Here is a 13,499-nt window from a genome sequence, read left to right as displayed (position 1 = left end):
TGCCGACGTCCGTCAGCCCCGACCGAGCGCCCGGCGGTCAACGCGTAGTCCGGTTCCATGGGCCCGGCCGTCCGCACCGGACGGCCGGGCCCCAGTGCGTGTCACGCGTGCTGCGGAATGGGGTTGTCCGGGGAGTCCAGCCAGACGTACTGCCCGTCCGGGGTGACTGTCAGGCCGAATCGCTCGTACCCGGGGCGGCCCTGGTCGGCCCACCACCGGTACGTGGTGGCCACCTCGTCCCACAGCTTGCGGGGGCCGGACTGGTACACCTCGTACTCCGTGCGGCCCCGCGCGTAGTCGACGGAGGCCCACGACAGGGTGTCGCGGCTGTAGAGCCACAGCGTGTACGCGCCGTTCTCGTAGCGCTCCGCCCTCCAGAACGCGCCGGGCACGCCGGACCCGATGACGAACTGCTCGAACCACCCTCCCGTGTCCGGAGGGGCGAGGGTGGTCATGCTCCTCACCCCGTCGGCCGGCCACTCCTGCCCGTGCAGGTAGTCCTCGAAGGGCGGCCGGTGCGTGCGCTGCTCGCGCAGCCGCATGAACGCCGAACTCCGGGTGAACCTGCCGCTCGCGCTGGTTCGCCTGGGCCGAGGAGGCCACCTCACCACTCGCCATAGTCTTTCAGGGCTCCTATTCTCCTGCACATGAGTAACAGCGCCGGGAAGTCCCAGTCAACGCCGCTCCACTCGGTGTCCGTCGCGGGGGCGGTGGTGCGGGAGGACGGCCGGGTGCTGGCAATTTGCCGCGCGGACAACGGCACGTGGGAGCCGCCGGGCGGTGTGCTGGAGCTGACGGAGACGGTCGAGGACGGTGTACGGCGCGAGATCTATGAGGAGACCGGGATCAAGGTCAGCGTTGAGCGGCTGACCGGCATCTACAAGAACATCAACCGCGGAATTGTCGCCTTGGTCTTCCGCTGTCACCCCGAGGGAGGGGCCGAGCGACTCTCGGACGAGTCGACCGCGATCGACTGGCTCACGCCAGCCGAGGTGTCCGACCGCATGGCCGAGGTCTACGCAGTGCGCCTCCTGGATGCGCTCCGGCACGACTCGGCGCCGAGTGTCCGCTCTCACGACGGCCGGTGCCTGCTGGGCGAGTAGGTCGTTGGCTGGGTGCGAATCCGGAGCGGGTACCTAGCTTCAACCCTGCTCGCCGACATCATCCCGTCGTCTCGGGGAGGTTCAACGTGAGGCCCGCACCCACCGACACCGACGCCTGGAACACCTACCTCGCCGAGGGCAATGCGCGACAGGCACGGAAGCGCGTCTCGGCGGACGTCATCCTACGTGACCAGGCTGGTCGCATCCTGACCGTCAACCCGACCTACAAGGAGGGTTGGGACCTACCCGGGGGATGGCAGAAGCCAATGAGCCGCCGGACGACGCAGCGGTGCGGGAACTGCGTGAGGAACTGGCCCTGGAGATCACCATCCGCCGCCTGCTGGTCGTGGACTGGGTCGCGCCGCACGGCCCGTGGGACGACCAGATGGCGTTCATCTTCGACGCGGGCACCCTTGCACCTGAGCTGGCAGCGCGGGTGCGCCCGCACGACGATGAACTGTCCGAGGCCCTGTTCCTCCCCGCATCGGAGGTCGCAGACCGGCTGCGCATTCGCCAGCGGATCCGGCTGCGCGCTGCCGTCAAGGCGCTCGCTGACGGCAGCACCCTGTACCTGCGTGACGGGGCGGAGGTGTGGGGGCAGTGACGGTTCACCTCCTGGATGGCGAGCAAACACCAGATCTTGAGGGGCAGTTGAAGGAGGTCCTTGCGGAGGCGTTCGCGGAGCAGCCGTACGCGGAGGGGCCGGCCGACGTGGAACGGGCATTCCGCCGGTTTCGCTCGCAGGTCTGCCGGCGTGGCTTCCGGGCTGCTGTCGCCTTCGACGGCGACCTCGTTGTGGGCATGGCGTACGGCTACCCGCTGTCGGCAGACACCGGGTGGTGGGACACCTTGACTGATCCCGTCCCCGACGATCTCAGGCGCGAGGACGGGAAACGTACGTTCGGTCTCTTCGAGTTGGCGGTCCGGCCGACGTGGCGCCGTCGAGGCGTTGCAACCCGGATACATCGTGTCCTCGTAGAGGGCCTCGACAACGCCCGGGTGATGCTGAACAGCCGGCCGGAGGCCATCGCGGCCCAGGCGTCGTATCGCGCCTGGGGCTACCGGCGGGTCGGCGCGGCGATCCCGTGGGAGGGCGCGGCCCGGCACGATGTGATGGTCCTCGACCTCGTCTGATCTGGTGCCCGCGTCGAGTTGGGAGTTTGGGATTGACCGAGCATCGCGAGCAGTTTCTGTACATCGTCGTGTGCGCTTCGGGTATCGCGGACGGAGTGGGCGAACTGATCGCCGCTGCCCAGGCCGAGGGCTGGAGGGTCGGTGTGATTGCGACCCCGAGCTCCCTGGGCTTCATAGACCAGGAAGCCATCGAAGCCCAGACCGGCTATCCGATCCGCTCGACCTGGCGCACCCCGAGCATCCCGCAGCCGCTGCCCCCGGCCGACGCCATCGCGGTCGCCCCTGCCACCTTCAACACCATCAACAAGTGGGCCGCCGGCATCTCCGACACTCTCGCGCTCGGCATCCTCTGTGAGGCGTACGGGCTCGGCATCCCAGTGGCTGTCCAGCCGTACGTCAACTCCGCCCAGGCCGCCCACCCGGCCTACGAGGAGAGCCTGACCCGACTCCGCTCGATGGGCATCCTGATCGGCGACTACGTCCCCCACAAGCCCAAGTCCGGCGGCGGCCGCGACAAGTACAGCTGGACCCACGTCCTCGACCTGCTCCGCCCAGTGGCGCGCCGCATTACCGAGCAACAGCACCCATGACATCCGGCGGCCTGCTCGCGGAGCAGGCCGCCGGGAGCAGAAGGCTTCCTCCGGTCCGGTACGAGAGCTCGCGGGGCGCGTGAGACAGTCGGAGCACCGGCTCGCACGTGCTTTGAGGAGGACAAGGGGTGGAGTGGACGTCGTACGGTCGACGGCGGGTCTACGACTCCCCGTGGGTCCAAGTGTGGCTCGACGACGTCGACATCCCGGGTGTCGGCCGGGTCGACCACCACGTTATTCGTATGCCCAAGCCGTCGGTGACCTCGGTCGTCACCAACGAAGCCGGCGAGTTCCTGCTGCTCTACCGGCATCGGTTCATCACGGGTCGATGGGGCTGGGAGGTCCCGGCCGGGTGGGTGGACGCCGGCGAGGAGCTCGCCGAGGCGATCGCGCGCGAGGTCGAGGAGGAGACCGGCTGGCGGCCGGGGTGCGTGGAGCCGCTCACCGAGTACGACGCTCTCGCCGGCATCTCGACCATGCACTTCACCGCCTTCCATGTCACCGGCTGCACGAGGATCGGCGAGCCGGCCGACGCGTCCGAAGCGACGCGGGTGGAGTGGCTGCCGGAGGCCGAGGTTGTGAGGCTTCTGACCAGCGGGGGCGTCCCGGACGGCCCGTCGCACGCCGCTCTCTCCTTCTACCTCGGGCCGTACCGGATCGCTTGCGGCAAAGCCTGATGGCGCGGAGAGCCCACCTCGCCCGGCGAGTAGCCCGCGCGCGAGCACCCACCGCAGTGAATCTATGACTGTCCGTCAAATGTGCTGCTCTCGTGGCATAAACTGCAATGGCCACCGCCCAGTCGGGCGGTGGCCATTTCCACGCGTACGCCTACAACTTGGCGGTTCCGGCGCACGCGTCCATCGAACTTGGCCAGTATGCCAGCCGTGCTGTCTTCCGGCTCGCACATCGGCCACGAAAGGCTGAACGTGCACGTCGTCACGACTGAGGCTCTCGCCCTCGCCCGTCCCACCGGCACCCCGCCCGCGAACGAGTTCCGGGTCGGGTCGGGCAGTGGATGCAGAGCGTCCCGACCGGCGGGCCCTGGAAGTCCCTCGGGCCGTCCTTCGTCCTCTTCCTCATGCACGCCGCGCAGAAGGCCGACGCGGACGGGACCAACCTCCACTGCCCGCCGTCCAACCTCTGGTTCTCCCGCGCCTGCCGGGTCTCCAAGGACTCCGTCCCCGGCTTCTACCGTGCCGCCGAGGCCGCCGGGGTCATGGCCCTCGTCCACGGTCCCTCCGGCACCCGGGTGCGCGGCTACGCAGTCACCATGCCCCTGGGCGGCGTCCCCGGCTGGGACGCCGCCCTCGCCGTCCTGCGCGCCGACGCCCGGCGCGTCAAGCAGGAGCTGCTCCGCCGCGACGCCGGTAAGCCCGCACGTGCGGAGTCGGTGAAGTCCGCACGTGCGGTGTTGCCGCAACCGCGTTGCGGGGAGCGGAAATCCGCACGTGCGGAGTCAGACCGGTCCGCACGTGAAGGCTCGAAGCTCCGCACGTGCGGACGGAACCAGGAAGTCCCTTACCAGGTAGAGCAGATGGTTGCTGTTGTGGTGACAGCTACCACTCCGCGCGGGGGCGAAGAGCCCACGCCGGTACCGCTGCCGCCGTCCGACCGCACGGGCTGGGAGCGGATGACCGAGCACCTGCCGCACGACCTCCAGGAGCCCGCCCGGGCCGTCCCGGAGGACGACCTGCTGCGCCGGGTCACCACCATGGCCGTCCAGGCCGGATGGGCGTCCCCGGGGTGGCTCGCCGCCCGCCTGGCGTCCCACCGACCGGAGGACGCCTCCGACGCCACCCCTGCGGACCGTCTCGCCGCCGGTCTGGTCGCCGTCCTGTGTGTCCTCTCGGACCGACATGCCCACGAGGGGCGAGGGCTCCTGTCCTCCTGCGCATGAGCAACGACTCCGGGAAGCCCCAGTCAACGCCGCTCCACTCGGTGTCCGTTGCGGGGGTCGTCGTCCGTGCGGACGGCCGGGCGCTGGCGATCCGCCGGGCCGACAACGGCACCTGGGAGCCGCCGGGTGGGGTGCTGGAGTTGTTCGAGTCCATCGAGGACGGGGTGCGGCGTGAGGTCTACGAGGAGACGGGGATCAAGGTCGCAGTCGACCGGCTGACCGGGGTGTACAAGAACACCAGTCGTGGCATCGTCGCCCTGGTCTTCCGCTGCTGCCCCGAGGGCGGGGCCGAGCAGCTCTCGGCCGAGTCGACCGCGGTCGACTGGCTCACGCCCGCCGAGGTGTCCGAGCGGATGGCCGAGGTGTACGCCGTGCGGCTGCTGGACGCTCTCCGGGAGGACGACGCCGCGCCGAGCATCCGTACCCACGACGGTCGGCACGTGCTTGGCTTGCAGTTGCGAATGAGCAAGTGTGGACGATGGCCGAGCACCCTCCGGAGAGGACGACATGACCTTCTATGAGCAGCACCGCGACTTCGTCGAGGAGCTGGAGCGGATCGCCCCGGAAGGCGTCCGGATCGAATGGTCGGGAGACACGCTGATCATGCAGGCGTCGCCGTCGAACATCCATCAGCTCAACGTCGCGCAGGTGCGCCGGCAGTTCGAGCAGCACGCCCCCGACGGCTACCTCCCCAGCGAGCGGAGCGAAATCGTCAGCCCGGATGTCTCCATGGGACGCGAACCGGACCTGACCTACCTTCCGGTGGACGTCCTCTCCCGGCCGGGCAACCAGGCCCCTGCCGAGGAGGCCCTGATCGCCGTGGAGATCGTCTCGCCGTCCAATCCGGGGAACGACTGGATGGACAAGCTGCACGACTACGCCGTGATGCGCATCCCGCTGTATCTGATCGTGGACCCGCGGCAGCAGACGGTGACGCTGTTCTCCGAGCCGAACCACGACCGGTACCACACCCGCAGCGACCGGAAGTTCGGCGATGCGATCGGCATCCCGGAGCCCTTCGGCTTCTCGCTGAGCCTGTCGAAGCTCGTCCCGTACAAGGACTGACCCCGGGCACCTGTTCGGCGGCGGTGCGTAATGCCAGTGAGGAGGATCCCCGGGTCGTGATAGACCGGACAGCACTATGAACATCACTGTCTTCTGCTCCGCGTACTCCCTCGACGACCGCTACACCGGCCCCGCTGCCGAGTTCGCCAGGCTCCTCGGGGAGGGCGGCCACACCCTCGTCTGGGGAGGCTCCAACGCCGGGCTGATGGGCCTGGTCGCCGACGGGGTGAAGGCGGCCGGGGGCAAGCTGGTCGGCGTCCTGGTCGAGCTGCTCAGGCACAAGGGATACGAGGGCGCGGACGAGCTCGTCATGACCAAGGACCTCGCCGAGCGCAAGGCGCAGCTGCTGATGCGCGCGGACGCGGTGGTCGTGCTGGTCGGTGGCCTCGGCACGCTGGACGAGGTGACCGAGGTGCTGGAGCTGAAGAAGCACGCGCTGCACGACAAGCCGGTGGTCGTCCTGGACACCGAGGGGTTCTACGCGGGCCTGCGCACGCAGCTGGAGCGGATGGACGCCGAGGGGTTCCTGCCGCGCCCGCTCGGGGAGCTGATCACCTTCGCCGACACCCCCGCGCAGGTCTTCGAGCAGCTCAAGGCCTGAGAGGATCGGGCCCATGGCTGCACATCTGATCACCGGCGCGGGCTCCGGCATCGGCGCCGTCCTCGCCGAACGTCTCGCCGAGCGCGGGGACGAACTCTGGCTGCTGGCCCGCGACGCCCGCCGGGGCGCCGAGCTGCGGGAGCGCTTCCCCGGCGCCCGGACGCTGGTCGGGGACCTCAAGGATCCGGCCAAGCTCTCCTGGGCCTTCGGCCACCAGTCGCTCCCGGTCGAACTGGACTCGCTGCTGCACGTGGCGGGTGTGGTCGAGCTCGGCCAGGTCGGTGAACTGCCGGTCAAGGCCTGGCAGGAGACCCTGAACGTCAACCTGGTCGCGCCCGCCGAGCTGACCCGGCTGCTGCTGCCCTCGCTGCGGCTGGTCAAGGGCCACGTGGTGTTCGTCAACTCCGGTGCCGGCCTCAACGCCCATGCCGACTGGTCGGCGTACGCGGCGAGCAAGCACGGGCTGAGGGCGCTCGCCGACTCGCTGCGCCAGGAGGAGCACGCCAACGGAGTCCGGGTCACCTCGGTCTACCCGGGCCGTACCGCCACCGCGATGCAGGTGAAGGTGCATCAGCAGGAGGGCAAGGCGTACGACGCGGACCGCTGGATCGAGCCGGAGTCGGTGGCGAAGGCGATCCTCGCCGCGCTCGACGCCTCCCGCGACGCGGAGATCACCGACATCACCGTCCGCCCGGGGAAGTAGGGCAGAGGAGCAGGAAGGCGGCCCGGCCGGCTTCCTGCTCCACGGTGCCACGACGGGCCCCTGAAACCGCCTTGGCGAAGACTTCCCCCCTGTGTCATGATCCCTCCGCCCTCCGCCGGGAGAACCCCAGGTTGACGAGGGCATGAACGCGGCATTCGACCGCATTTCCCGCCCAGGGGGGCATCCCAATTTCCAGAACCCGCATAGCGCTGGCCGTCGGCGCGACGCTGCTCGGCACGGTCGGCCTGCCGGCCGTCGGAGCGAACAGCGCGGTCGCCGCGGCCACCACGCTCTACGTCGACAACGCCGCGGGCGCCAACTGCACCGACAGCGGCACCGGCACCCAGGCGGCGCCGTTCTGCACCGTCGGCGCGGCGGCAGCCGTGGTCCAGGCGGGCCAGACCGTCGAGATCGCCGACGGCACCTACAACGAGGACCTGACCATCACCCGGTCGGGCACCGCCGAGGCGCCGATCACCTTCCGCGCGAAGAAGAACGAGAACACCTCGGGTGGCGGTGCCCGGTTCGGCAGCTGGGACAAGCCGGTCAACGGTTTCTTCGTCAAGGGTGCCGAGCACGTCCGCTTCGAGAACCTGGTCATCACCCCGGTCTACCGGGGGCCGTCGGTGGTGGTGGACGGCGCCCGTGACGTGGCGTTCGACAACATCGGAATCTCCGGAGGCAACAGCGTCCGGATCACCAACGGTTCCGACAGGGTGCTGTTCGGGCGAGGCGACATCAACACGGCGGGCCCGGGGCTCATCGTGGACGGCGGTTCCACCGGAACGGTGGTCACCACCAACGTCCTGCAGCCCGGCTCCGTGGACGACGAGACGGGCATCCTGGTCAAGGACGCCCCGAACACCGTCGTGGTGAGCAACTCCATGAACACGCGCTGCTTCCCCGGCGTCGTGCTGGACGGCGCGTCGACCGGCGCGGTGGTCGAGAACAACGTGGTGAACGCCGCCGCGGACCTCGACAAGTCCTGCGGTGACAAGGCCGCCAGGGCCACCGGGATCACCGTCGGGGCGAACTCCACCCGGGATACCAAGGTGGACTACAACGTCGTCGACTCGCGCAGCGGTGGCGCCGGCTACAACTGGGCCGGCACCGCCTACGCCACCCAGGCCGCCTTCACCTCGGCCACCGGTCAGGGCGCGCACGACTTCGTGGTGCCGTCGTGGTCCCAGAAGGGCCCGAACGCGCCGCTGGACCACACGGTCGACTCGGCCGACGAGAGCGCCCCGGGCATGCTGCCGTCCGACCGCGGCGCCTGGGCGCCGGCGGACGACGTGACGGTGCCCAACACGGGCACCGGTAGCGGCATCCGCGACCGCGGCGCCTACGAGAACCTCGACGTGGGCAGCGCGTTCACCCCGGCCGGCCCGACCCGTCTGCTGGACACCCGTGAGCCGATCGGTGTCCCGGCGGCGCAGGCCGTGCCGGCGTGGGGCACCGTCGACCTGCCCGTCGCGGGCGTGGCGGGCATCCCGGCGACGGGCGTGACGGCGGTGACGATGAACGTCACGGTGACCGAGCCGCAGGCGGACGGCCACCTGACGGTCTACCCGCACGGCGACGAGGCGCCGGCCTCGTCCAACCTCAACTGGGCGGCGGGTCGCACGATCCCGAACCTGGTGACGGTTCCGGTGAAGGACGGCAAGGTGTCCTTCTTCAACGCCTCGGGTGGCACCGTGCACCTGATCGCGGACCTCGCCGGCTACTACAGCACCAAGGGCTACCTCTTCCACGCCCAGGGTCCGACCCGTCTGCTGGACACCCGTGAGCCGATCGGTGTCCCGGCGGCGCAGGCCGTGCCGGCGTGGGGCACCGTCGACCTGCCCGTCGCCGGAGTGGCGGGGATCCCCGCGACGGGCGTGACGGCGGTGACCATGAACGTGACGGTGACCGAGCCGCAGGAGGCCGGCCACCTCACCGTCTACCCGCACGGAGACAAGGCGCCGAACGCCTCGAACCTCAACTGGACGGCCGGGCGGACGATCCCGAACCTGGTGACGCTCCCGGTGAAGGACGGCAAGGTGTCCTTCTACAACGCCTCCGGTGGCACCGTGCACCTGATCGCGGACCTCGCCGGTTACTACACCGCCGCGGGCAAGGTGAGCTACCGCCCGGTGGGGCCGTGGAGGCTGATCGACACGCGTGAGTACATCCGCTGGGAGGACAGCGAGCGTCCGGCGGGCACCGTCCCGGCCTGGGGCACGCTGGACATCCCGGTCGGTGACATCCCGAACGTCACCGCGCTGACCCTGAACGTCACGGTGACCGAGCCGGGGGCCGAGGGCCACCTCACCGTGTACCCGCACGGCGACGCGGCGCCGAACGCCTCGAACCTCAACTTCCTGCCCGGGGAGACCATCCCCAACCAGGTCGTGGTCCCGGTGAAGGACGGCATGATCTCGTTCTACAACGCGAGCGGTGCGCCCCTGCACCTCGTCGTCGACCTGTTCGGCTACCAGGCGTACTGACCGGCCCCATGGCACCGAAGCGGCCCCGGTCCGAGCCCCGCGCCCGGACCGGGGCCGCTTCGGATTTCCGCGTGGTGCGGTTCCCACCCCCTGTGGCATGATCCCGATCGACCCTCCGCCGGGAGACCCAGGCCCTCCGCCGGGAGACCCAGGCCGACGAGGGCTCGCACGCGGCATTCGGTCCGCATTTCCGCCCAGGGGGGCATCCCATTTCCAGACTTCGCACAGCCCTGGCCGTCGGCGCGACGCTGCTCGGTACGGTCGGCCTGCCGGCCGTCGGTACGAGCGTCGCGGCAGCAGCGGTCACCACGCTCTACGTCAACAACGCGGCCGAGGCCCGCTGCTCGGACAGCAGCGCCGGCGCCGGCACCCGTAACGCCCCGTTCTGCCACGTGTCCGCGGCCGCCGCCGTCGTCCAGCCGGGGCAGACAGTGGAGATCGCCGCCGGCAGCTACGTCGACACCGCGGTGACCGTGACGCGCTCGGGAACGGCGGCGGCGCCGATCACCTTCCGCGGCCCGGACAAGCAGCACGGCAACGCCAACATCACCGGCGGCGCACCGAACTACCCGGACAGCGCCGTCGTGGTCCGGGGCGCCGACCACATCAGGTTCGAGAACCTGGCCCTCGGCTCGTACCAGAAGCCGGTCGTGGTGGTCGACGGCGGCCACGACGTGTCCTTCACGGGCGTCTGGGGCTCCGGCGGCAGCGGTGCACACATCACCAACGGCTCCGGCCAGGTCACCTTCGCCGGCGGCTTCCTCCACAATCTGCGCGGCCCGGCCTTCCGGGTCGACGGCGGTTCCACCGGGACCGTGCTGAGCACGAACATCATCGACACCGGCGGCAGCCCGGACGGACCCGGGATCCTGGTCGACGGCGCCCCCGACACCGTCGTCGTGAGCAACAACGTCCGCACGGAGTGCTTCGCGGGCATCACGCTCGACGGCGCCTCGGGCGGTGCCGTCGTGGAGAACAACGCGGTGAACACCGCGCAGGCCGGCACGACGCCGTGCGGGGAGAACATCGCACGGGCGGCCGGCATCAGCGTCGCCGCGGGCGCCACCGCCGGCACCAAGGTGGACTACAACGTCGTCGACCCGATCAGCGGCGCCGCCGCCTACAGCTGGGCCGGCGCCACGTACGCCGCCCAGCCGGAGTTCACGGCGGCGAGCGGTCAGGGCGCGCACGACTTCGTCGCGTCGACCTGGGTCCGCAAGGGCCCGGACGCGCCGCTCGACCATCTGGTCGACTCGGCCGACGAGAACGCGCCGGGCATGCTGAAGACCGACTACTGGGGCAAGGCGCCCGCCGACGACCCGACCGTGCCCAACACGGGCACCGGCAGCGGCTTCCGCGACCGGGGCGCGTACGAGTCCCTGACCTTCGGCAGCCTGTTCACACCGGCCGGTCCGGCGCGGCTGCTGGACACCCGGGAGCCGGTCGGCGTACCGAGTGCGCAGGCGGTTCCGGCCTGGGGGACGGTCGATCTTCAGGTCGCGGGTGTGGCCGGAGTGCCGGCCACGGGCGTGACGGCCGTGACGATGAACGTCACGGTCACCGAGCCGACGCAGGCCGGCCACCTCACGGTCTATCCGCACGGTGACGTCGCGCCGAACGCCTCGAACCTCAACTGGGCTGCCGGCCGGACGATTCCGAACCTGGTGACGGTCCCGGTGAACGACGGCAAGGTGTCCTTCTACAACGCCTCCGGCGGCACGGTGCACGTGATCGCCGACCTGGCGGGCTACTACAGCGCCAAGGGCGATCTCTTCCACCCGCAGGGTCCGGCGCGGCTGCTGGACACCCGGGAGCCGGTCGGCGTACCGAGTGCGCAGGCGGTTCCGGCCTGGGGGACGGTCGATCTTCAGGTCGCGGGTGTGGCCGGAGTGCCGGCCACGGGCATGACGGCCGTGACGATGAACGTGACGATCGCCGAGCCCAAGGCGGACGGCCACCTCACCGTCTACCCGCACGGCGGCAAGGCGCCCAACGCGTCGAACCTCAACTGGCCCGCCGGCCGGACGATCGCGAACCTGGTGACGGTTCCGGTGAAGGACGGCAAGGTGTCCTTCTTCAACGCCTCGGGCGGCACGGTGCACGTGATCGCCGACCTGGCCGGCTACTACGCAGCCGAGGGCCGGCTGACCTACTACTCCGCGGGGCCGGTGCGGTTCATGGACACCCGCGAGGACACCCACCGCGAGAACGGCGACCGTCCGGCGGGCACCGTTCCGGCCTGGGGCACCCTCGACGTCTACGTCGGCGACGTGCCGTACCTGGCCGCGGCGACCCTGAACGTCACGGTGACCGAGCCGGGGGCCGAGGGCCACCTCACCGTGTACCCGCACGGCGACGCGGCGCCGAACGCCTCGAACCTCAACTTCCTGGCCGGGGAGACCATCCCCAACCAGGTCGTGGTGCCGGTGAAGGACGGCATGATCTCCCTGTACAACGCGAGCGGTGCGCCGCTGCACCTCGTGGTCGACTTCTTCGGTTTCCAGTCGTACTGATCGCACCGCCCGTGGAGCAGGAAGTCGGCCGTTCCGACTTCCTGCTCCACGGGCGTACGGGCAGCCCCGGAAAGCACCTTGGCGCGGGCCTCACCCCTGTGGCGTGATCCCGTTCGCCCTCCGCCGGGAGACCCAGGCCGACGAGGGCTCGCACGCGGCATTCGGTCCGCATTTCCGCCCAGGGGGGCATCCCATTTCCAGACTTCGCACGGCCCTGGCCGTCGGCGCGACGCTGCTCGGTACGGTCGGCCTGCCGGCCGTCGGTACGAGCGTCGCGGTGGCCGGCGCCACCACGATCTACGTCAACGGCAAGTCCGGCGCCGGCTGCACCGACAGCGGCGCCGGTACACCGGCCGCCCGCCGACCCCCCGATCTCGTACGCTTCCAGGGTGAGCACCCCACACCCCTTCCCCGACCTGGTCGGCGCCGCCACCGGCGTCGGATCGCTGCCCGGCACCGACGCCCGGGAGGCCGCGAAGACGGCCACCGGGGCGTTGGAGTACCTGCCCTTCCTCCCGGAGCTGCCCGCCCGCGGGCCGGGCGCCGACATGATCGGGCGCGGGGCCGGCCTGCTGGTCGAGCTGTTCGCGCAGACCGAGCCGAGCGGCTGGCGCTTCACCGACCACCCCGGCCGGGACACCAAGCGGGCCCACTCCTGGCTGGGCGAGGACCTGGACGCACTGGAGGAGTTCACCCAGGGCTACCGGGGCGCGCTCAAGGTGCAGGCGGTCGGGCCGTGGACGCTGGCCGCCTCGATCGAGCTGAAGCACGGCGAGAAGGCGCTCGCCGACCCGGGGGCCTGCCGTGACATCGCCGGCTCGCTCGCCGAGGGCCTGCGCCGCCACCTCGACGACGTCCGCAAGCGGATCCCGGGTGCGGAGGTGGTGCTCCAGCTCGACGAGCCCTCATTGCCCGCGGTGCTGGCCGGCCAGGTCAGGACCGCCAGCGGCTTCCAGCGGCTGCGCGCGGTGGACCGGCAGGTCGCCGAGGAGGCCCTGCGCGAGCTGATCCGTGGTCTGGACGCGCCCGTCGTGGTGCACTCCTGCGCGCCGGACGTTCCGGTTCCCCTGCTGCGGCGGGCCGGGGTGGCCGGGATCTCGCTGGACTTCTCCCTCCTGACGGACCGGATGGACGACGACCTCGGCGAGGCGGTCGAGGCGGGCACGATGATCCTCGCGGGTGTCGTCCCGTCCACTGACCAGGGAGTGTCGGACCCGGCCGGTAGTGTCCAGGGTGTCAGGACGTTGTGGCGCAGGCTCGGGTTCGCCCCGGAGCTGCTGGGCCGCCGTGTGCTGGTGACACCCACCTGCGGGCTGGCCGGGGCCTCCCCGGCGTACGCGCGCCAGGCGTTGTCGCTCAGCGCGCGGGCGGCCCAGAGCCTGGTGGACAACCCGGAGTAGGACGTAA

Annotated in this window: 13 protein-coding genes and 1 pseudogene; 13 read left to right on the top strand and 1 reads right to left on the bottom strand. The window is 70.6% G+C overall.

The features are described 5' to 3' along the window. Window positions 1–101: 101 nt before the first annotated feature. Window positions 102–542, bottom strand: a complete 441-nt coding sequence (locus tag OG286_RS14525; RefSeq protein ID WP_405365332.1) for a hypothetical protein — start codon at window positions 540–542, stop codon at window positions 102–104. Between the two features lie 93 nt (window positions 543–635). Here OG286_RS14525 and OG286_RS14520 point away from each other — a divergent pair, with 93 nt between their 5' ends. From OG286_RS14520 to OG286_RS14460, 13 genes and pseudogenes are all read left to right on the top strand, one after another. Beyond that, on the top strand, window positions 636–1,103 hold the full coding sequence (locus tag OG286_RS14520; RefSeq protein ID WP_396320963.1) for an NUDIX hydrolase: 468 nt from the start codon (window positions 636–638) through the stop codon (window positions 1,101–1,103). Window positions 1,104–1,189: 86 nt separating this feature from the next. Further along, window positions 1,190–1,707: pseudogene (locus OG286_RS14515) on the top strand (NUDIX domain-containing protein). Next, on the top strand, window positions 1,704–2,237 hold the full coding sequence (locus OG286_RS14510; RefSeq protein ID WP_396320931.1) for a GNAT family N-acetyltransferase: 534 nt from the start codon (window positions 1,704–1,706) through the stop codon (window positions 2,235–2,237). Before OG286_RS14515 ends, OG286_RS14510 begins: the two are co-directional and overlap by 4 nt. Window positions 2,238–2,269: 32 nt before the next feature. After that, window positions 2,270–2,827 (top strand): flavoprotein, encoded by a 558-nt coding sequence (locus OG286_RS14505; RefSeq protein WP_396320932.1) that lies wholly within the window; start codon window positions 2,270–2,272, stop codon window positions 2,825–2,827. A 128-nt stretch (window positions 2,828–2,955) separates the two neighbouring features. Continuing rightward, window positions 2,956–3,504, top strand: a complete 549-nt coding sequence (locus OG286_RS14500) for an NUDIX hydrolase (RefSeq protein ID WP_396320933.1) — start codon at window positions 2,956–2,958, stop codon at window positions 3,502–3,504. Between the two features lie 338 nt (window positions 3,505–3,842). Continuing rightward, window positions 3,843–4,724 (top strand): hypothetical protein, encoded by an 882-nt coding sequence (locus tag OG286_RS14495; protein ID WP_396320934.1) that lies wholly within the window; start codon window positions 3,843–3,845, stop codon window positions 4,722–4,724. Next, window positions 4,721–5,245, top strand: a complete 525-nt coding sequence (locus OG286_RS14490) for an NUDIX hydrolase (protein WP_396320935.1) — start codon at window positions 4,721–4,723, stop codon at window positions 5,243–5,245. Before OG286_RS14495 ends, OG286_RS14490 begins: the two co-directional genes overlap by 4 nt. Beyond that, complete coding sequence (locus OG286_RS14485; RefSeq protein ID WP_396320936.1) at window positions 5,232–5,789, top strand: Uma2 family endonuclease; 558 nt, start codon at window positions 5,232–5,234, stop codon at window positions 5,787–5,789. The genes OG286_RS14490 and OG286_RS14485 overlap by 14 nt, the downstream gene beginning before the upstream one ends. Window positions 5,790–5,865: 76 nt before the next feature. Further along, the gene (locus tag OG286_RS14480; RefSeq protein ID WP_405365330.1) at window positions 5,866–6,390 is read left to right on the top strand and encodes a TIGR00730 family Rossman fold protein; all 525 of its coding nucleotides are present in this window, start codon (window positions 5,866–5,868) and stop codon (window positions 6,388–6,390) included. Window positions 6,391–6,403: 13 nt separating this feature from the next. Continuing rightward, window positions 6,404–7,093: an SDR family oxidoreductase gene (locus OG286_RS14475; protein WP_405365328.1), complete on the top strand. Its 690-nt coding sequence runs from the start codon at window positions 6,404–6,406 to the stop codon at window positions 7,091–7,093. A 383-nt stretch (window positions 7,094–7,476) separates the two neighbouring features. Next, complete coding sequence (locus OG286_RS14470) at window positions 7,477–9,579, top strand: right-handed parallel beta-helix repeat-containing protein (protein WP_405365326.1); 2,103 nt, start codon at window positions 7,477–7,479, stop codon at window positions 9,577–9,579. A gap of 392 nt (window positions 9,580–9,971) precedes the next feature. After that, complete coding sequence (locus OG286_RS14465) at window positions 9,972–12,092, top strand: right-handed parallel beta-helix repeat-containing protein (protein WP_405365324.1); 2,121 nt, start codon at window positions 9,972–9,974, stop codon at window positions 12,090–12,092. A gap of 389 nt (window positions 12,093–12,481) precedes the next feature. Next, window positions 12,482–13,492, top strand: a complete 1,011-nt coding sequence (locus tag OG286_RS14460; protein WP_405365322.1) for a methionine synthase — start codon at window positions 12,482–12,484, stop codon at window positions 13,490–13,492. The last annotated feature ends 7 nt before the right edge of the window (window positions 13,493–13,499 follow it).

It is taken from the genome of Kitasatospora sp. NBC_00039 (assembly GCF_045160625.1).
In the GTDB taxonomy this organism is placed as follows: domain Bacteria; phylum Actinomycetota; class Actinomycetes; order Streptomycetales; family Streptomycetaceae; genus Kitasatospora.
This window is presented reverse-complemented; position numbering and strand designations above follow the sequence as displayed.